The sequence below is a fragment of the Pedococcus sp. genome (assembly GCF_036000045.1).
In the GTDB taxonomy this organism is placed as follows: domain Bacteria; phylum Actinomycetota; class Actinomycetes; order Actinomycetales; family Dermatophilaceae; genus Pedococcus.
This window is the reverse complement of sequence record NZ_DASYGF010000048.1, coordinates 1-19,299: the sequence shown is the minus strand read 5'-3', so window position 1 is coordinate 19,299 and position 19,299 is coordinate 1. Positions and strand designations below refer to the sequence as shown.

Here is a 19,299-nt window from a genome sequence, read left to right as displayed (position 1 = left end):
CTGGCTGAGTGGCACCTCCAACCTCACTGCCGTCAACCAAGACTGGGACATCCCCTGGCACGCGAACATGGTGCGGCTCATCGCAGACTCTCGGCAGTGGAGTCCCCACCTTTCTGGCCACTTCGCGTACTACGACACGTCACTGGTTACCGCCCCGGCCCGGAGCTATCCCATCGCCTTCCATGCCGTGCTCGCTCTGGTGTGGCCAGCCTCCGGCGTGAGCATCCCGGCCTTCATCAACGCGTTCACCCTCGTCCTCGTCGCGGCGCAGCTGCCTCTGAGCACCATGGCCCTGACCGCCGTGGTGCTGCGCCGGCCTCTGGCCGTGGCCGCGGCGGGCGCCATCTCCGCGTGGATCACGGTCTACCCGTACGACCTGCTGTGGCGTGGGCCGTTGATCCCCTTCTTCGCCGGGATGCTGATGGTCGGCCCGTTCATGCTGCTGGCCACGACCCTTGCGGTCCGAAGGCACTGGCCCGGACTGGTCGCCGTGGGACTGTCCGGGATCGCGGTGATCGCAGTGCACCCCTCGCTTGCCTTCGTGGCAGGGCCGCTGCTCCTGGCGTGGCTCGTGGGAGTCGTTGCGCGTTCCCCACGCGAGGCCCGCGGTGTCCTGGCCTATCTCGCAGGAGCGGGCGCCCTGACCGTAGTCCTGGGACTGTTGATCATCCGTGAAATGGCACAGGAGGCCGGGCGTGTGTCGAGCGTCTGGTGGCCACCGGATGCCAGCCTCGCCGCGGCCATTCGCGATCTCATCGTCCTGCGCCATGTGTCGCAGGGCACATGGGTCGTCCCAGTCCTCGGGCTGGTCGCCCTGGTGGGGCTCGTCCTTCGTGGCCGTCGCGCCCTCTGGTACGTGGCACCGGTCGCGCTGTATGCCTTCCTCACCCTCTACACGAGGGCGTCGACCGCACGGGAGGCACCAGCCTTCACCGCGCCGTTCTACGACGACCAGTGGCGGTTGTACGCCATCTACGCGATGTTGGTCGTACCTCTACTCGGGGTCGGTGTCCACTACCTAGCCACCTTCCTCGGTCAGCACCCGCGACGCCCGGCGGGGAGGCCAGCGGGCGCCGCGCCTGGGCGTCGCACGACCGCCGTCGGCCTGGGAGTCCTGCTCGTCGCGGCCGCGGTGAGCGCACCGCTGGTCACGACGAACGAGCAGCGGTTGGGCTGGTCCACCAAGGTGTCCGGGGTGACCCTGAGCACCGACGAGATCAGCGTCATGTCCAACATGAGCCGTTGGGTCCCCGCCTCGGCCACGGTCCTCAACGACGCGTGCGACGGCTCGGTGTGGATGTACGCCATCGGCGATCGCATGCCGATGATCAGACACTTCGAAATCCTGGCGACACGCCGCCAGGCTTTGCTGCTCAACCACTTCAACCAGCTGGCCACCGTTCCGGCGGTGCGTGCCGCTGCGGCGCAGCTCGGGGTGGAGTGGGTCTATTCCAGCGCCGGCAGGATCCGGGCCAACGACAAGCCCAGGACGGGTCTCTTGCACTTGGACCATCTGCCGTTCCTGACGCTCGTCGATCGGGTCGGACATGCCTCGCTGTATCGCGTGGCCTGGGACAAGCTCCCCGGGGGGCAGGCCCAGGTGGACCGTTATGCCTCGACGCGCCTGAGGGAGCCCGGGGTCCCGGGCACGTGGCAGTCCACCCTGCCCTCGCCAATCGCCACCGCGTGGAACGCGTGCTGACCGGCGGGTGGGAAGGGCTGCCAGGCGGTGCAGACCCTCAGGTGCGCCACCAGTGACACCAGTGTTGAATACGCACGCGACAGCTCTCGGCGCAGAGCCGCCTCTCAGCCCGTATCCCGCGGACTGACCCGACAGCTCACGAAAGCCACACGCATGTACAAGGGTGCAAAAATCGCCGCCGTCGTTCCCGCCTTCAAGGAGGAACGCCACATCGCCACGGTCATCGAGACCATGCCGGACTTCGTCGACCACATCGTCGTAGTCGACGACTGCAGTCCCGACGGGACCTCCGCCGCGGCCGTCGCCACGGGAGACCCGCGGCTGCACCTGATCCGCCACGAGGTCAACCAGGGCGTCGGCGGCGCCATCATCACGGCGCACCGCGCCGCGATGGAGCTCGGCGCCGACATCAACGTCATCATGGCGGGGGACGCACAGATGGACCCGGCATACCTGCCGGTGCTGCTGGACCCGATCGTGGGGGGCTACGGGTTCGCCAAGGCCAACCGGTTCTTCTCCGGAGAGTCCTTCGCGGGTATGCCGGGGCATCGGGTCTTCGGCAACGTGGCCTTGTCGTTCATGACCAAGTTCGCCTCCGGGTACTGGCACATCTTCGACCCGCAGAACGGATACACCGCGATCCGGACCGAGGTCCTGCGCCGCCTGCCCATGGACAAGGTCGCCCGTCGCTACAGCTTCGAGAATGACCTGTTGATCCACCTCAGCATCCTCGACGTGCCCGTCGTCGACGTCCCCATCCCGGCCCTGTACGGCACAGAAGTCTCGAGCATTCGCCTCCGGTCGGTCGTCCCCGAGCTGCTCGGCCTGATGTTCCGCGGATTCTGGCGACGGGTCTGGTGGAAGTACATGGTCTGGTCCTTCTCCCCGGTCGCGCTCCTGCTCGTGTCCGGGCTGATGCTGCTCGGGCTCGGACTCGGCGTGGGCGCCTGGCTGCTCTCGACCTCGGCGGGCGCCCCCTCACCGACAGCCGGGACGGTGATGCTCGCTGTCGTGCCCTTCGTCGTCGGGGTGCAGACCCTGCTCGTCGCCCTGCAGCTCGACATCCAGGCCACCCCGAACCGACCCACGATGCGGCACTTCTCCTAGCGACTCACCAGCTGGCGACGGCCACAGCCACGGGGCCTGGGCGGGGCCGACCAGGTGACGCCTCATCGCCGCTGCGGGACAATGAACCGTCCTCCGGCGGCTGGACCCAGGCGACGTCCCCGGGCGAGCATGCCCCAGGGCACGGCTGGTGTACCCGGGACGGACCGTGGAAACAACCGGTACTTGCAGCTTAGCGCCGACGGATACGCGCCGTCATGCGGCGGGCGGCCTGTTGGCCTTGCCGCACGCGCGATGTGCCCGGGAAGGTCGAATCGCGCACCAGGGCTTTGATTTCTTGGAGCTCTTGCTGGACTCGGTCGAGGTGTTCGTGCAGCCGATGCATCTCGACCGCCACGAGCTCCCTCTCGTAGAGCAGCGGGCCTAGGCCGTGCGCTTGGACGTGTTCGCGTAGGAGTCGGTCGCGAACCTGCAGCGAGTAAGCGTGATGGTCAGCCAGACCGGCGATCATGCTGTTGGCTTCCGACCCCACCGCGTCCCGGCGCTGGTTCCAGAATGCGAGTGGCCGCCCTTTGAGATAGCCAATGTTGAATTGGACGACGAACCTGAGGTGAAACTCCCAGTCGCCCACCACGGCAAGGTTTTCGTCGAAGCCGCCGAGCTTGTCGTACGCGGATCTTCGGAAGAGGAAGGAGATCGGTACAAACCTGTTGAAGTGGAGCAGGTCGACAAGCGTGATCGCCTGCATGTTCGGCTCGAGGGGGACCCGTTCCACAACCTCGCGGCCCTCGGCTGTGAGGTGCTCGAACACGATCTCCGTCTGCACCGCCACGCCGCCGTCCTCGGGGTGGGCCTCGAGATAGCGGACAGTCTCGTCGAGAAAGTCGGGTGCCCATTCGTCATCGTCGTCGTGGATGACAATGAATTCTGAGCTCGACTCGCCGACACCCTGATTGGAAGCGGCCTCCATGCCGCGACTCTGTGCATTGTGCAGAACGCGAACCCGCCCGCCTAGCTCGTCTTCGCAGTCCGCCACCACACCATCGACGTCGTTTGGCTCGCCACCGTCGTTGACCACGATCAGTTGCCAGTCTGCGTAGCCCTGCGCTATGACACTCTTGATAGCGCGACGCAACAGCCTCGGCCGGTCCTTCGTCCTGGTGATGATGGCGACGCGTGGAGCGAGGTGAAGAGACAAGTCGTCCTCGTACATTCCGTTCGGGCTGGTCTGCGAATACCAGCATCGGGTGGGGTTTGAAATTTGCATGGCGCTTCCCGCATCGGCCCATATGAACCCTATGGGAAGCCCTCGGCCTGTCCGATTCTGATGCGCGACATGTGGCCTAGGAAACCGAGTTGTCGTCGGTCGGCGTGCCCACGAGGTGACGCCTGGCGGAACCCGCTGACCGCAGTTACTCGTGAACCTCAGCCGCCTTCGGGTCGCGGGTGGGTGGCGCCGATCCAACCCGCGAAACGTCCGCATCTAGCCGCAATCCGTGCATTGATTGGCGGCAGGCCGACACTTCCATGCATCGGGGCGGAGTTTCTTCTCTGGCTTAAAGCCGCGGCTCCGCCACGGCGGCGCGGGGCCCCGCGATGGGGTCCCCCGCGCTCCGGGCGCTTCGCGCCCTGCGCGCACCCCCACCGCACCCCCCGCCAAAAGACATGAAGCAGCGCCCTGGGCTCAGTACCCGGGCGCTGCTCTCGGCTCAGTCTCAGCTCACCATCTACTGCGCTGGCGACGGCAGGGACGAGCGTGTGCCTGGCTGCCGTAAGCCCCAGCCGTCCCCGTCGCTCGTGGCCGGGTCTTCATACCCGTGCGGTGGGCCGCCGCACCCGCATCGCAGCGGGGCACCTCTCCACGGCTCGAGTTGTGGTCGGTGCGCAGACCCAAGTGGTTCCGACCGGAGATCTTGCTAACGGATTTGCTAACACGGGTCCCGAAAACGACGGACAACACCGGACTGAACTCCCCTCTGCTGAGCACGATTTCGGATCACATGGGGCCCGAAAGACCCCCTTCGAACTCCTGAAAATCGGAAGGTCGGCGGTTCGACCCCGTCTCTGGCCACCACCCGAAGCCGCAGGTCATGTCTCCCATGACCTGCGGCTTTCTGCTTCCCGTCACCACGAACGGTCATGGTGACTCTCACAAAGCAGTTCCCGACCGCGCGACAGACGCGCGTTGATCTGCCCGCTCGCAGGGTCTAGCCTCCGATGACCCCGACCAGCGAGAAAGGACCAGCCATGCCGGACGGCTTTCCCGCTGACGCAACGCCACCAGGCACCGTCGGTCCCGTCGACGCCAGTCAGGTCCCCCGCTTCGCCGGACCGGCGACCTTCGCGCGGCTGCCCCGCATCGACGAGGTCCCCAACGCCGACATCGCCGTCGTGGGCGTCCCTTTCGACAGCGGTGTGAGCTACCGGCCGGGCGCCCGGTTCGGGCCATCCCACGTCCGCCAGGCATCGCGCCTGCTCCGCCCCTACAACCCGGCCTTGGAGATCGAGCCGTTCGCCGTCCAGCAGGTCGTCGACGCGGGTGACATCGCCTGTAACCCCTTCGACATCGCGTCGGCCATCACCGAGGTCGAGGCCGGCGCCAAGGCCCTGATGGCATCAGGCCCCAAGCTGCTCACCCTCGGTGGCGACCACACCATCGCCCTACCCCTCCTGCGTGCGATGGCCGAGCGCCACGGCCCTGTGGCGGTGCTTCATTTCGACGCCCACCTCGACACCTGGGACACCTACTTCGGCTCGCCGTACACCCACGGCACCCCCTTCCGGCGCGCGTCGGAGGAGGGCCTGATCGACCTGCACCACTCGATGCACGTCGGCATCCGTGGCCCGCTCTACTCCACCAGCGACCTGCCCGACACCGAGCGGCTCGGCTTCGCCACCCTCACCTGCGCCGAGGTCGAGCTCCAGGGCCTCAGCGCCGCGGTGGACCGCATGCGCGCCCGCCTCGGTGACGCTCCCATCTACGTCTCGGTCGACATCGACGTCCTGGACCCCGCCCACGCGCCGGGCACCGGCACCCCCGAGGCCGGCGGCCTGACCTCCCGTGAGCTGCTCACGATGCTGCGGGCTCTCGCCGACCTCGACGTCGTCTCCGCCGATATCGTCGAGGTCTCACCGGCCTACGACCATGCGGAGCTGACCGGCATCGCCGCCTCCCATGTCGCCTACGAGCTGCTGTCCGTCATGGCCCACCAACGAAGGAGCACTCATGTCCGTTGAAACCCCGCCGGTGGGCTCGGCTCGCATCGGGGGTGTCGAGGTCCGGTCCATCGACTACGTCCCCCTCAACGAGCGCCACGGCAAGGTCTGGAGCCAGGGCCCGCTGTGGTTCATGAGCAACGCGCAGATCGCGACCCTGGCCGTCGGCACGTTCTCGGTCACCGGCGGCGGCAACCTCCTGTGGTCGCTCATCGCCATCATCGCCGGTGCGCTGTTCGGCACGTTCTTCATGGCGTTCCACTCCGCGCAGGGCCCCCAGCTCGGCCTGCCGCAGATGATCCAGTCGCGTCCGCAGTTCGGCTACATGGGCGCCCTCCTGGTCTGGGCGTTCGCCTACCTCCAGTACGCCGGGTTCAACATCTTCAACACGATCCTGGCCGGCGACGCGCTGCACGCCACGGTCCACGGCCCGAGCAAGCTGTGGATCATCGTCGCCACGGTCGTCGCGGCCGTCGTGGCACTGGTCGGCTACGACCTCATCCACGGCGTCGAGCGGTGGCTGACCCTCGGCTTCCTCATCATCTTCGGCGTGCTCACCATCGCGGTGTTCACCCTCGGCTACCCGGCCGGCTCCTTCGACCTCGGAGGCTTCAAGTGGACCCCCTTCCTGATCCAGTTCGGCGCGGTCGCCGGCTACCAGATCAGCTGGGCGATCTACGTCTCCGACTACTCCCGATACCTGCCCCCGAACGTCACCGTCCGCAAGACCTTCCTCTGGACGTACTGGGGCTCGGCCCTCGGCGCCATCTGGCTGATGTGCCTGGGTGCCGCGCTGGCCTCGTGGGCCGGTGCCAAGTTCGACACCATCGCCTCGCTCGGCGCCGCCGGCGACCATGTGTTCAACCACTTCGGTGCCATCGCGCTCGTCTTCTCGACCCTCGGGCTGATCTCGGTCACGGCCCTGAACATGTATGGCGGCTCACTGACCCTGATCAGCGCGATCGACTCGTTCGCGAAGGTCCGCCCCACGGCGACCGTCCGCATCGTCACCATCGTGGTGACCGCGGTGCTCTCGCTGGTGCCCGCGCTGCTCATCGGAGCCGACTTCCTCACGAACTTCCAGGACTTCCTGCTCCTCGTCCTCTACCTGTTCGTCCCGTGGACCGCCGTGAACCTGGTCGACTACTACATCGTCCGCCGCGGCCACTACGCCATCGCGGAGATCTTCAACCCTCGCGGCCTCTACGGCCGGTGGGGCTGGCGCGGCATCGCCGCCTACCTCCTCGGGTTCGCCGCGATGCTGCCGTTCCTGAGCACGAGCAAGTACACCGGCTTCGTCGCGAACGACCTCAAGGGAGCCGACATCTCGATGTTCGTCGGCCTCCCCGTGGCCGGCATCCTCTACTTCGTCTTCTCCCGGTCGATCGACATCGAGGCCGAGACGGCGATCGCCAAAGCAGAGGCCGTGGAGCTCGAGAAGGCGGCGATTCACCACCAGCGTCCTGACTGATCCGCCGACCGGGAGATCCCGTTGTGGCGCCTGTGACTGGTGAGGCGTGGCATGCTATGTGGGGTTTACGGCGTCCGCCGTCAAACGAACGCATCAAAAGGTTCCTCGTATGCAGACCTGGTCCCGCGCAGTCCACACCTCCCTAGGCGTCGCCGCCCTGGTAGCCCTGGCCCAGCCGGGCGCGGTCGCTCCGCCCCAGTCCAGCGACCTCGCAGGGTCCGCCCCGAGTGCCTCGTCGACGCCCGCTTCGCCCATCAACGCCGGCACGCGCAAGGTCAGATACCACGGGGTGCGCGTGGACGTGCCTGCCTCGTGGCCGGTGGTCGACCTGCAGGCCGACCCCCACGCCTGCGTCAGGCTCGACCGGCCGGCCGTCTACCTGGGCGACCCTGCGCCCCAACAGGACTGCCCCGCACACCTCGTCGGCCACGCCGACACCGTCTGGCTCCACGGCACCACGCCCTCGAGCGGGTTCACCCCCGCAGCGCGCAGCGCCAAGGTCGGCACCCTCCCGGCCCAGGTGTCCAACGACCCCGTCGGGCACGGTCGGCGGATCCGCTTCACCCACCAGGACGTCCAGCTCGACGCCTCGTGGGGCACCGCCTCGCAGCCGGTGGACGACGTCCTCGCCACGGCGACCCCGGCGGCGGGCCCCTCCACCACCGCACCGACAACCGCACCCTCACCCACCTCCGCCGCATCACCAGCGGCATACGGCGCCCCGGCCCTTGACCTGTCCTCCGCGGCCCTCACGGCGACGACCACCACGGCCTCGTCGACCTTCACCGGCATGGCCTTCGACACGTGCGCGGCGCCGACGAGCACCACGATGCAGCATTGGCTCGCGTCGCCCTACCGCACGCTCGGCATCTACATCGGCGGGTCGATGCGCGCCTGCGGGGACGGCCCTCTCTCGGCGTCCTGGGTGAGCACGGTGAAGTCCATGGGCTGGGGTCTGGCGCCGATCTATGTCGGACCGCAGGCTCCATGCGTGAACCAGGGCGGCCTCGCGACCTTCTCCGCCAGCAGCGCGGCCGCCCAGGCGAGGACCGACGCCGACGACGCCGCCAACCGGGCGTCCTCCTTCGGCATGGCTCGGGGGACGCCCATCTACTACGACATGGAGGCCTACAACACCACCGCCCCCGGCTGCTCCTCGGCAGTCATGACGTTCATCTCGGCATGGAGCAAGGAGCTGGCCGCGCTCGGCTACTCCTCCGGCGCCTACGGCAGCACCAGCTCGCTCATGACCGACATGTCCAAGGCGATGGGAACCAGCGGGTTCGTCGCCCCGACGAACATCTGGTTCGCCGACTGGAACGGCCTGCAGACCACGTCCGACTCCTACTTCTCCGGCGCCCACTGGACCAACCATCAACGGCTGCACCAGTACAGCGGTGGCGTCAACCAGACCTGGGGCGGCGACACCATCAACATCGACGCGAACTGGGTCGACGGCCAGGTCGCCGGCGTCGCGGCGCCGGTGAGCTACGGGACGAACGTCGTCGGCCCCGGGAGCGCCGGCTTCGTCTTCACCGGTGACATGAGCTACTGGCGACCCAATGCCCCGCAGGGGCTGAAGGGGATGGCCTACTGGACCAACTCCAGCGGCAACACGGAGTACAACGGAGCGACCTGGGCGCCGCGGCTGGCGCCGGGCCTGTACAAGGTCCAGGCCTACATCCCGGGCACCAACGCGTGGGCCACGGCCCCCTACACCGTGCGGTATGCCGGTGGGTCGACGGTGAAGAAGGTCAACCAGCAGCAGATCAGTGGTTACACGAGCCTGGGCACCTACCTGGCCAGCTCGAGTTCCTCCATCTCCGTGCACGTCGGCGACAACGACGGCACGGGCAGTCCCGCCCCCCAGCTCGGCGTCGACGCGATGGCGTTCCAGCTGGTGGCCACCGCTCCTGGCGCCCCGTCGAGCGTCGCGGCGACCAGTGGTGACGGCAACGCCACGGTGACCTGGGGAGCTGCGGCCGCGAACGGCAGCCCCGTCACGTCATACACGGTGAAGGCGACGCCCGGTGGTGCCTCGGTCACCGTCCCCGGCACCACCACCTCGGCTGCCTTCTCGGGCCTCACCAACGGCACGGCCTACTCGTTCACCGTGACCGCCACGAACGCGGTCGGCCCGGGCCCGGCCGCGACCTCGAACGCCGTCACGCCGCACAGCCCCCTCGCACTGGTCCACGACTGGAACGGCGACACCCACAACGACGTCCTGGCCCGCGACGGGTCCGGCAACCTGTGGCTCTACCCGGGGAACGGCACCGCCGGCTGGCTGCCACGGCAACAGTCCGGAACGGGGTGGAACGCCATGAGCGTCATCACGGCCTCGGGCGACTTCAACGGCGACGGCCGACCGGACCTCCTGGCCCGCGACGGGTCCGGCACGCTCTGGCTCTACCCCGGCAACGGCACCGGCGGCTGGCTCACCCGCCAGCAGGTCGGCAACGGCTGGAACGCCATGACCGCGGTCGCCGCACCCGGTGACTTCAACGGCGACGGCCACCCCGACCTCCTGGCCCGCGACGGGTCCGGCACGCTCTGGCTCTACCCCGGCAACGGCACCGGCGGCTGGCTCACCCGCCAGCAGGTCGGCACGAGCTGGAACGGCATGACTGCCCTCAGCTGAGCTGCCTGACCGGTGCTGAGCCGCCTTGCCTGAGCTGCCTTGCCTGAGCGGTGCTGGGCTGGCTGAGCGGGCTCAGCGCTACTGAGCCGCTACGAGCGACCGTCGACCCCTGGCACGACAGGGTGCACCTGGATCGACGGGCAGCCGGGGACGGACACTCGAGCCACCTGCGAGCGGGTCTGCCCCGGCGCAATGACAAGCAGAGCGCTGTACGTCGCGCACGACTGAGAACCAGCCGGAACGTCGGTGCCCTCAACCAGCGCAGAGGCCGAGCCGCCGGGTGGCACCACCACAGTCCTGGCGAGGTAGGTGCCGCCCAGGTAGCCGTCGCTCGTCCGGGTCGCCTGGATGGCCTGACGACCCCGACTGTCCAGACCTGCGACGCCGGGGTAGCCGTAGAGGCTGCACGCGGCGTGGGAGACGTTGCGGAAGACGAGGGCGACACCGACATGGCCCGCCGCGGCCCGGCTCCGGCCCACGGCCACGGAGAGGTCGCCGTTGGCACAGCCATGACTCGTGGGGGCCCCGTTGGTGCCTGTAGTGGTCGCCGACGCCGAGGGGGGCGCCGAGGTCACCGTGGGCGCCGACGAGGTCGCGGACGCCGACGGGGTGTCCGACGTGGACGACGTCGGCGAGTCCGAGGACGTGGTGCCCGACGAGGATGCCGTCCCCGACGGCGAGGCGCTGCAGGCGGTCAGCGCCGCGCAGACGACCAGCGTCGAGCCCAACCAGGAAACAGCCGAGCCGGCCATCGAGCACCTCTCACGTGAGACAGTCCAGCAGAACCATCCGCACTGTACCGGCCGCCACCGCATCGACCGGGGAGGCGGCCCGCGGTGGTCCGGGCCTGCGTCGGCGCCCCCGCACCCGCTCGACAACCGGCGCCAACAGGGACGCACTGTGGGCACTCGCGCACACGTAGGGTGGCAGGGCGCTACTGGGTGCCCAGGGCGGCCGCCACCGGGTCACCCCGGAACTCGTGCAGCGACGCCAGGTTGGGCCGAGACGGATGGGCGCGCCCGGCCGCCCCCGCGGCATACGCCGTCAGCAGGTTGGTCAGCTCGCCTCCGACCGCCTGCCCTCGCCGTCCTGCCCCCGCATCCCTCTCACTCCACGAGCGTAGGTCGGGAAACGCTCCGATGAGCCGCATCCACGCCGCTGGCTACTGTTGCCTCATGGCCAGCCGGACTCTCACGATGCCCCGGCAGCTGCCGCCCCGCCTCGACCGCTGGCGTCCCTCGCGCCGGAGCCTGTCACCGAACCAGTGGCGCTGGGTGGGCTCCGCCGCAGCGGCGGTCATCGCGGCCACTTCCTGGCTCTGTGCGGCCACCCCCAAGGAGTTCTCGAGCGTGTGGCCCGGTGTGGTCCCGTGGCGCGCGAACGGCGGCTCCCCGCTGGCCGCCACCGCCCTGCTGGTCGCCGTCGGCGTGACTCTCTATGCGTGGTGGGCGCTGCGCGACTCTGACGTCACCGTGGCGTGGCTGCGCGGGACCGCCGTGGCCTGGTTCGCGCCCCTGCTCGTGAGCGCCCCCCTGTTCAGCCGTGACATCTACTCGTATGCCGCCACCGGCCTGCAGCTCCAGGTCGGCCAGAACCCGTACCACGAGGGGGTCCGCCACCTCGCCTCGCCGTGGGTCAGCTCGGTGTCGAGGGTCTGGTTGGACACCCCCGCGCCGTACGGGCCGTTGTTCATGGGGCTCGCCCGGTTCGCGGCCGGCGTCTCGGACGGCCGCCTGCTCGTCGCCCTCGCACTGTTGCGCCTCATGGCCGTCGCGAGTGTCGTGGTGATCGCGTGGGCCGTCCCGGCCATGGCCGGGAGCCTCGGCATGGATCCCGTCCGCGCCACCTGGCTGGCCGTTCTGACACCCCTGGCCGGAGCCCACCTCGTGGCGGGGGCCCACAACGACGCGCTGATGGTGGCGGGCATGGCCGCTGCCGTCGCGCTGGCGCTACGTGGCCGGGGGGTCTGGGCGTGCCTCGCGCTGGCGGCGGCGATGGCGGTCAAGGTTCCCGCCGTGGTGGCCGTCCCCTTCGTGGCCCTTATCGTGGCCTCCGACGGAGCGGGGCTCGCACACGCCGACGGCGCGGCCGGCTCGTGGCTGCGACTGGTCCGACGTGCCGTCATGGTGGGCGTGGGCACAGTGGCCGCGTTCGTCGTCATGAGCCTGGCGAGCGGGCTCGGCTTCTCCTGGGTGGCAGCGCTCAGCACCCCGGGCGACAGCGTCCAGTGGACCTCGCTGCCGACCGGGCTCGGGATGGGTATCGGCGCCCTCGGCACGCTCGTCGGTCACAACGTCGAGAACCCCGCCGTCTCAGCACTGCGCACCGTTGCGCTGGTCGCGCTCGGCGTCACCCTCGTCATCCTCTGGCTGCGCGCCGTGCACGAGGCCCACGACGCCCGGGCCGTGGTGCGGTATGCCGGCCTGGCGATGGTCGCCGTGATCGTCCTGTCGCCGGCGTTCCACGGCTGGTACCTGTTCTGGGCGCTACCCCTGCTGGCCGCCTCGGTGCGGCAGCGGCGCTGGACCTCGGCCCTGGCGGCGGTCTCGACGGTGATCTGCCTGTCGGTGCTGCCGGGGGGCTTCAGCCTGGCGCTGGACACCTCCTGGGTGGGGGTGCCGCTGTGCTTCGTGGCGGCGTGGGTGCTCGTCGTCGCGGCGGTCCGATGGTGTCGAGCGTTCGCCTGGCGCGAGCTCTTCACCCTCGACGCCGACTAGCTCACCGACCCGGGCCCCGAGGCCCGAGCGGCGAGTCCGAGCCGCCAGGTCAGGCGTCCCGTCGTCGGAGCAGTACCGCAGCCACAGCGAGCACGACCGCGGCATACGCACAGAAGAGGCCGAAGCCGGCCCATGGGCTCAGCGCGGTCGGGTCGGGATGCACCGTCGTGATGGCCTCGCCGACGGTGTTGGGCAGGTACTTGGTGATGGGGTCCGCCCAGGAGGACGGCAGGAAGCGCACGATGATCGGGATGACGAACAGCACGCCGAACAGCGTGGAGATCGCGGCTGCCGTGTTGCGCAACAGGGCTCCGAGGCCGAGACCGAGGACGCCCACGACGGTGAGATAGAGGGCCGACCCGATGACGGCGCGCAGGACGCCGGCGTCGCCGAGGCTGGCCTGGAGGTTCTTGCCCTTGAGGATCGACTGGCCGATGAGGAAGGCGCCGAGCACCGTGGGCACCGTGACGACCAGGGTCGTCGTGGCGAACACAGCGACCTTCGCCCACAGGACAGGCAGGCGCGCGGGGACGGCCGCGAAGGTGGCCCGGATCATTCCCGTCGCGTACTCGCCGGTGATGAACAGGACCCCGAGCACCCCGATCGCCAGCTGGGCCAGGAAGATGCCGGCCAGGCTGCGGGTCGTCGGGTCGAACCTCGCGGCCTCGCTCGGGTCGTGCGGGGGCCAGTGCGCGACGGTCACCGAGGGGACCAGGACGGCGAGCCCGAGGATGAAGACCACCGCCGCGAGCAGGGCGAAGACGGTCGAGCGCAGCGAGCGCAGCTTGGTCCACTCGGAGAGCAGGACCCGCGCCTGCGTGACGTTCTGGCGGGTGCCGCCGGAGCGGGTGGCGGTCGCCGTGGCGGTGCTCATCGGTCGGCTCCAGTGGTCTCGAGGGGGCTGGCGGTCGGGCTGGGAGCTGCGGTGGCGGAGCCGTGGTACTCGACGGAGTCCTTCGTGAGGTCCATGAAGGCTTCCTCGAGGGAGGTCTGCTCGGCGGTGAGCTCGAGCAGCGTCACGCCCGCACCCGCCGCAGCCATGCCGATCTGGTCGGTGGTCAGGCCGGCGACCCGCAGGCCGTCGCCGCCGGTCGGCTCGAGCGCGACGTCAGGGCTGCCCAGAACCTGGGCGAGGCGTGACACGTCAGTCGTACGGACGCGCACGCGGTTCCCCGACGACGCCGCGATGAAGTCCGCGACGCTCGTGTCGGCGATCAGCCGGCCCCGGCCGACGACGATCAGGTGCTCTGCCGTCTGCGCCATCTCGCTCATGAGGTGAGAGGAGACGAACACGGTGCGCCCCTCGGCGGCCAGCGACTTGAGCAGGTTGCGGATCCACCGGATCCCGTCGGGGTCCAGCCCGTTGACCGGCTCGTCGAGGATCAGCGTGTGCGGGTCGCCGAGCAGAGCCGACGCGAGCCCGAGCCGCTGGCCCATGCCGAGCGAGAAGCCGCCGGCCCGCTTGCGGGCCACCTCCCCCAACCCGACCAGCTCGATGACCTCGGTCACCCGCCGCTTCGGGATGCCCGCTGTCTGAGCCAGCGCGAGGAGGTGGTTGAAGGCGCTGCGCCCGGTGTGGACCGAGCGCGCCTCGAGCAGGGCGCCAACCTCGCTGAGCGGCGCCGAGTGCTCGCGGTAGGCCTTGCCGTTGACGCGGACCGTGCCCGCGCTCGGGGCGTCCAGGCCGAGGATCATGCGCATCGTCGTCGACTTGCCCGCGCCGTTCGGGCCGAGGAAGCCGGTCACCACACCGGGCTTGACGGTGAAGGTCAGGTCGTCGACGGCCGTCTTCGGGCCGTAGTGCTTGGTGAGACCGTGGGCCTCGATCATGGGCGTCTCTTCCGTCAGGTGGGGCGCTGCGCAGTGGCTCCGGGCGCGAGTGACCGAGCCGGGCCCGAGCAGCATGGCGCACGAGGCTGTGGGTAACCTGAGACCACCTGCAGGGCCAACCCTGCAGGGCCTCGGGGGTGGGGCGGCTCTCAGCAAGCGGTCAAGAGGGTTTGTCATACTGCGGACCCATGGCTACCGGTGCACCGTCCCGCGTCTCGACCTCCCTCAACCCCTCCGTGCTCCTGAGCAAGGTGCCCGAGGTGACGGTGCTCTTCTGGGTCACCAAGGTCCTCACCACCGGGATGGGTGAGACGGCGTCCGACTTCCTGGTGCGGCGGATCGACCCGTTCGTGGCGGTCGGGCTCGGGGCGGTGGCCTTCGTGGTCGCGATGGCACTGCAGCTGCGCGCCCGCCGCTACGTTCCCTGGACCTACTGGCTCGCGGTCTCCATGGTGAGCGTCTTCGGCACGATGGCTGCGGACGTGGTCCACATCGCCCTAGGGGTGCCGTACGTCGTGAGCACCGTGGTCTTCGCCGTCGTCCTGGCAGCGGTGTTCGTGGTCTGGTACCGCACCGAGGGGACCCTGTCGATCCACAGCATCCGCACCCGCAGGCGGGAGCTGTTCTACTGGCTGACGGTGCTCACCACCTTCGCCCTGGGCACCGCGGCCGGCGACCTCACGGCGTCGACGATGCACCTGGGTTACTTCGCGTCGGGCGTCCTGTTCGCCGTCGTCATCGCCGTGCCCGCGGTGGCGCACTGGCGGCTCAGGCTCAACGCCATCACCGCCTTCTGGTTCGCCTACATCGTCACCCGGCCGCTGGGCGCGTCGTTCGCCGACTGGCTCGGGGTGCCTCCCAGCCGACGCGGCCTCGATCTCGGCACCGGTCCCGTGACACTGACCCTGGCCCTGGTCATCGCGGTCCTCGTCGGGTACCTCACGGTGACGCATTCGGACACTCCCCAGGAGGACGTCCTTACCCCGTGACGCGGGAGTCGGCCACGACATAGGGCGAGTGTGTGGAGAGGTACCCACCCGCTGCAGCCCCCAGAGCCAGCCGTCGCCGCACCTCGCGCATCAGGGCCTCGTTGCCGAGCTGCCGGACCGGCTCAGCGGCCGGGGCCTTGGCGTCGACGTCGAGGCCGCAGGCCTGCGCGGTGTGCAGGACGATCTCGCGCACCGCGACGTCCAGAGTGGTGGCCAGCGACTGCAGAACGGTCGGCTCGGGCCACCGCCGGAGCACCGGCTTCTCGAGGATGGTGTCCACGTCGTAGCGGTCGAGCCCCGAGCGCTCGACGAGCACCTCACGGCTCCAGCCCAGCAGGCCCATCTGTTCCTGCACGTACCTGCCCAGGCTGTTGGTCACCGAGTCCTCCGTTGTCCTCTGCGGCGATGTCGAGGTCACCATTCCACCGTTGCGATAGCCCGCGGAAGCGCCAGTTTGCCAAGCCTTGACCATTCACTCGGCCGTTCGGTCGAAGCGTCGTCGTCCTAACCGCCAGAGCCGAGCTCCCCCAGCACCTCGTCGGTATGCCGGCCTGGCTCGACCGCCGGCGCGCCGGCCCGGCTGGGAGTCAGCGAGAACCGGGGCGCGGCCGCGGGCTCCACGGGCGCGCCGGGGCCCGACGGGGCGGCATACGTGCCGCGCGCGGCGAGGTGGGGGTCCTCGGTCGCCTCCGCTGCGGACAGCACCGGAGCGACGCAGGCGTCCCGTCCGCCGAAGACCTCGACCCAATCCGCGCGCGAGCGCTGGGCGAAAGTTCGCTCGAACAGCGCGCTGAGGCGCGGCCACTCCGCCCGGTCCTGCTGAGAGCCCGTCCCCTCGTCGAGCAGCCCGAGGCCCTCGAGCAACCGGGCGTAGAACGCCGGCTCGATGGCTCCGACTGCCATGAAGCGGTCGTCGCTGGTGCGGTAGCACCGGTAGAACGGGGCCCCACCGTCGAAGAGGTTGCCGCCCCGCGGACCCGACCACAGCCCGGACGCGCGCATGGCCTGGTGCATCGCCGTCATCGAGGCCACGCCGTCGACGATCGCCGCGTCGACGACCTGGCCTCGGCCGGTGAGGCGTGCGGGCAGGAGCGCGGCGACGATGCCCAGGGCCAGGAGCATGCCGCCGCCGCCGAAGTCACCGAGCAGGTTGAGCGGCGGGACCGGGCGACCGTCCGGCCCTGCGAACGCCTCGAGCGCACCGGTCACGGCGAGGTAGGTGATGTCATGGCCGGCCGAGGCGGCATACGGGCCGTCCTGACCCCAACCGGTCATCCGCCCGTAGACCAGGCTGGGGTTGCGTGCCAGCACGGCGTCCGGACCGAAGCCGAGCCGCTCGGCGACGCCAGGACGAAACCCCTCGATCAGCACGTCGGACCGGTCGGCGAGCCGCAGGACGGCATCACGACCGGCCTGGGTCTTGAGGTCGAGCACGACCGAGCGGCGCCCCCGCAGCAGCACGCGGTGGGTGTCCAGCAGGTCCTCACCGGGCCGGTCGACCCGGACGACGTCGGCGCCGAGGTCGGCGAGCATCATCGCGGCGAACGGGCCGGGCCCGATCCCCCCGATCTCCAGGACACGGACGCCTGACAAGGGCCCCGGATGAGCTGCTCGGCGGTCGGGACGGGCGGCCGGCTGAGTCGTCATGAGCCGCAACGTACCGGGAGGAGACACCGCGTGGCGCCGCGTGCGACCGACTCTCGGGGGGCGGCTCGCCGGGCCCTGCGCTCCGGCGTCCGCCCCCGGTCAGAGGGCCTGCCTCAGATGATGCCGGCCAGCAGTGCGCGGACCTCGGCCTCGCGATAGCGCCGATGACCGCCAAGCGTGCGGATCGAGTTGAGCTTGCCCGCCTTGGCCCAGCGGGTCACTGTCTTGGGGTCGACCCGGAACAGCGAGGCCACCTCCGCGGGCGTCAACAGCTTCTCCACCTCGGTGGTCCGAGTAACCATGATCTCTCCTCGTGCAGGGAACGTTCCTTAATAATCGGACAAGCACGTCCCAATGGGAACATTCCTAACGGGTCATCCCGCATGGCTCAGGGGGACTAGTCATGCGTCCAACAGGTGGGCAGGAATACCCTTCAGACATGGCGCGCGACCCGCGCCGCAACCCCGCCAGCGCACCACCCAGCGCCCCACCCAGTCCCGAGCTCAAGGAGTCACCACCGTGACCACGTCCTCGTCATCCGCCACCGACACCTCCCAGCACGAGCAGGTCGTCTTCTGCCACGACAAGACCACCGGCCTGCGCGCCATCATCGGCATCTACAGCACGGCGCTGGGCCCGGCCCTCGGTGGCACGCGGTTCTACCCGTACGCCAGCGAGGAGGCAGCGCTCAGCGACGTCCTGCGCCTGTCCAAGGGGATGGCCTACAAGAACGCCGTGGCGGGGCTCGACCTCGGCGGCGGCAAGGCGGTCATCATCGGCGACCCCGCGACCGACAAGACCCCTGAGCTGCTCCGGGCCTACGGGCGCTTCGTCGAGAGCCTGGGCGGCCGCTACGTCACGGCCTGCGACGTGGGCACCTATGTCGCCGACATGGACGTCGTGAGCGAGACGACCCGGTTCGCCACCGGCCGCTCGGAGGCCAACGGCGGGGCCGGCGACTCCTCAGTCCTCACGGCATACGGCGTCTTCCAGGGCCAGCGCGCCTGCGCCCAGCACCTGTGGGGCGACGCCACCCTCAAGGGCCGCACCGTGGGCATCGCCGGCGTCGGCAAGGTCGGGCGGATCCTCGCCGGGCACCTGATCGAGGACGGCGCCACCGTGGTCGCGACCGACGTCGACGAGCAGGCGCTCGCGGACCTCAAGGCCCGCCACCCCGAGGTCGAGATCGTCCCGACCACCGCCGCGCTGGTGGGCTCCGACCTCGACGTCTATGCACCCTGCGCCCTCGGTGGCGCGCTCGACGACGTGACGGTCGAGGCGCTCCGTGCCACGGTCGTCTGCGGCGGCGCCAACAACCAGCTGGTCACCGAGGGCGAGGGCGGCACCGCCGACCGGCTCAAGGAGCGCGGCATCACCTACGCGCCCGACTTCCTGGTCAACGCAGGCGGCGTCATCCAGGTGAGCGACGAGCTCCACGGTTTCGACTTCGAGCGCGCGAAGAAGGGCGCGACGGCGATCTTCGACCACACGCTCGAGGTGCTCCAGACGGCCGACCGGCTCGGGATCACCCCCGCCGCCGCGGCCGACCACATCGCGGAGGAGCGGATGGCCGCGAAGCAGGCCGCCGGCATCTGGCTGCCCGCCCGCTGAGACAGGGGTCTCGTCACCAGAACTTGCCTCTCTCCTGTAGCGTGGGACCCACGACACATACACAATTCCCGGGACCGCTCCGTGGAGCCGAGACACCGATGGTGGCTCGACCAGGCGATGCCGTCCCGGCAGACGCATGAGGGGGTCACGCCATGGGGCGCGGCCGGGCCAAAGCCAAGCAGACCAAGGTCGCTCGGGAGCTGAAGTACTTCTCCCCGAACACCGACTTGAGCGCGCTTGAGCGAGAACTGCACGGTTCCTCGTACGCAGAGCCGGAGCGAGTCTCCGACGACTCCGTGGGCGAGGACGAGTACGACGAATACGGGAAATGGGCCTCGGGTCAGAGATGACCTGAGGCGCTGACCCTCACCTCATGCGCGGGCCACGGCCCGTGTCGCACGTTCGCCCCG

General features: G+C 69.7%; 17 protein-coding genes. 9 read left to right on the top strand and 8 right to left on the bottom strand.

What is annotated here, in order from left to right; all coding sequences use genetic code 11:
• Together VGN50_RS07800 and VGN50_RS07795 are read left to right on the top strand one after the other, a co-directional pair.
• The coding region (locus VGN50_RS07800; RefSeq protein WP_327444166.1) for a DUF6541 family protein at positions 1-1,702 on the top strand (1,702 nt) is incomplete at its 5' end.
• 153 nt (positions 1,703-1,855) lie between these two features.
• Positions 1,856-2,809 (top strand): glycosyltransferase family 2 protein, encoded by a 954-nt coding sequence (locus VGN50_RS07795; protein WP_327444165.1) that lies wholly within the window; start codon positions 1,856-1,858, stop codon positions 2,807-2,809.
• A gap of 190 nt (positions 2,810-2,999) precedes the next feature.
• On the opposite strand, the gene VGN50_RS07790 is transcribed toward VGN50_RS07795, so the two are convergent.
• Positions 3,000-3,980: a glycosyltransferase family 2 protein gene (locus tag VGN50_RS07790; protein ID WP_327444164.1), complete on the bottom strand. Its 981-nt coding sequence runs from the start codon at positions 3,978-3,980 to the stop codon at positions 3,000-3,002.
• A 1,034-nt stretch (positions 3,981-5,014) separates the two neighbouring features.
• Between VGN50_RS07790 and speB the strand changes: the two genes are divergently transcribed.
• The 3 genes from speB (at position 5,015) to VGN50_RS07775 (ending at position 10,095) form a co-directional block, all read left to right on the top strand.
• Complete coding sequence (gene speB, locus VGN50_RS07785; protein ID WP_327444167.1) at positions 5,015-6,004, top strand: agmatinase; 990 nt, start codon at positions 5,015-5,017, stop codon at positions 6,002-6,004.
• The gene (locus VGN50_RS07780) at positions 5,994-7,454 is read left to right on the top strand and encodes a cytosine permease (RefSeq protein ID WP_327444163.1); all 1,461 of its coding nucleotides are present in this window, start codon (positions 5,994-5,996) and stop codon (positions 7,452-7,454) included. The genes speB and VGN50_RS07780 overlap by 11 nt, the downstream gene beginning before the upstream one ends.
• A 109-nt stretch (positions 7,455-7,563) precedes the next feature.
• Positions 7,564-10,095 (top strand): glycoside hydrolase domain-containing protein, encoded by a 2,532-nt coding sequence (locus VGN50_RS07775; protein ID WP_327444162.1) that lies wholly within the window; start codon positions 7,564-7,566, stop codon positions 10,093-10,095.
• 89 nt (positions 10,096-10,184) lie between these two features.
• Here the strand turns inward: VGN50_RS07775 and VGN50_RS07770 are convergent, their stop codons facing one another.
• Together VGN50_RS07770 and VGN50_RS07765 are read right to left on the bottom strand one after the other, a co-directional pair.
• A complete protein-coding gene (locus tag VGN50_RS07770) occupies positions 10,185-10,847 on the bottom strand; it encodes a DUF4232 domain-containing protein (RefSeq protein WP_327444161.1) in 663 nt (220 codons plus the stop codon).
• Between the two features lie 182 nt (positions 10,848-11,029).
• The gene (locus VGN50_RS07765; protein ID WP_327444160.1) at positions 11,030-11,245 is read right to left on the bottom strand and encodes a hypothetical protein; all 216 of its coding nucleotides are present in this window, start codon (positions 11,243-11,245) and stop codon (positions 11,030-11,032) included.
• A 25-nt stretch (positions 11,246-11,270) separates the two neighbouring features.
• Between VGN50_RS07765 and mptB the strand changes: the two genes are divergently transcribed.
• Positions 11,271-12,812 carry a polyprenol phosphomannose-dependent alpha 1,6 mannosyltransferase MptB gene (mptB, locus tag VGN50_RS07760; RefSeq protein ID WP_327444158.1) on the top strand — a complete coding sequence of 514 codons (1,542 nt, stop codon included), beginning with the start codon at positions 11,271-11,273 and terminating at the stop codon, positions 12,810-12,812.
• Between the two features lie 49 nt (positions 12,813-12,861).
• On the opposite strand, the gene VGN50_RS07755 is transcribed toward mptB, so the two are convergent.
• Both VGN50_RS07755 and VGN50_RS07750 read right to left on the bottom strand, forming a co-directional pair.
• Entirely contained in the window at positions 12,862-13,686 is an 825-nt protein-coding gene (locus VGN50_RS07755) for a hypothetical protein (protein ID WP_327444157.1), read from the bottom strand.
• Positions 13,683-14,642: an ABC transporter ATP-binding protein gene (locus VGN50_RS07750; RefSeq protein ID WP_327444156.1), complete on the bottom strand. Its 960-nt coding sequence runs from the start codon at positions 14,640-14,642 to the stop codon at positions 13,683-13,685. Before VGN50_RS07750 ends, VGN50_RS07755 begins: the two co-directional genes overlap by 4 nt.
• Positions 14,643-14,830: 188 nt before the next feature.
• Between VGN50_RS07750 and VGN50_RS07745 the strand changes: the two genes are divergently transcribed.
• The gene (locus VGN50_RS07745) at positions 14,831-15,631 is read left to right on the top strand and encodes a hypothetical protein (RefSeq protein WP_327444155.1); all 801 of its coding nucleotides are present in this window, start codon (positions 14,831-14,833) and stop codon (positions 15,629-15,631) included.
• Here the strand turns inward: VGN50_RS07745 and VGN50_RS07740 are convergent.
• From VGN50_RS07740 to VGN50_RS07730, 3 genes are all read right to left on the bottom strand, one after another.
• The gene (locus VGN50_RS07740; protein WP_327444154.1) at positions 15,621-16,010 is read right to left on the bottom strand and encodes a hypothetical protein; all 390 of its coding nucleotides are present in this window, start codon (positions 16,008-16,010) and stop codon (positions 15,621-15,623) included. The two genes, VGN50_RS07745 and VGN50_RS07740, sit on opposite strands and share 11 nt — an antisense overlap.
• 125 nt (positions 16,011-16,135) lie before the next feature.
• Positions 16,136-17,278 carry a CaiB/BaiF CoA-transferase family protein gene (locus tag VGN50_RS07735; RefSeq protein ID WP_327444153.1) on the bottom strand — a complete coding sequence of 381 codons (1,143 nt, stop codon included), beginning with the start codon at positions 17,276-17,278 and terminating at the stop codon, positions 16,136-16,138.
• A 113-nt stretch (positions 17,279-17,391) separates the two neighbouring features.
• The gene (locus tag VGN50_RS07730) at positions 17,392-17,580 is read right to left on the bottom strand and encodes a BldC family transcriptional regulator (protein WP_327444152.1); all 189 of its coding nucleotides are present in this window, start codon (positions 17,578-17,580) and stop codon (positions 17,392-17,394) included.
• A gap of 217 nt (positions 17,581-17,797) precedes the next feature.
• Here VGN50_RS07730 and VGN50_RS07725 point away from each other — a divergent pair, with 217 nt between their 5' ends.
• The gene (locus tag VGN50_RS07725; RefSeq protein WP_327444151.1) at positions 17,798-18,889 is read left to right on the top strand and encodes a Glu/Leu/Phe/Val dehydrogenase dimerization domain-containing protein; all 1,092 of its coding nucleotides are present in this window, start codon (positions 17,798-17,800) and stop codon (positions 18,887-18,889) included.
• Between the two features lie 152 nt (positions 18,890-19,041).
• Positions 19,042-19,239, top strand: coding sequence for a DUF3073 domain-containing protein (locus VGN50_RS07720; RefSeq protein WP_327444150.1), 198 nt, complete (start codon positions 19,042-19,044; stop codon positions 19,237-19,239).
• The last annotated feature ends 60 nt before the right edge of the window (positions 19,240-19,299 follow it).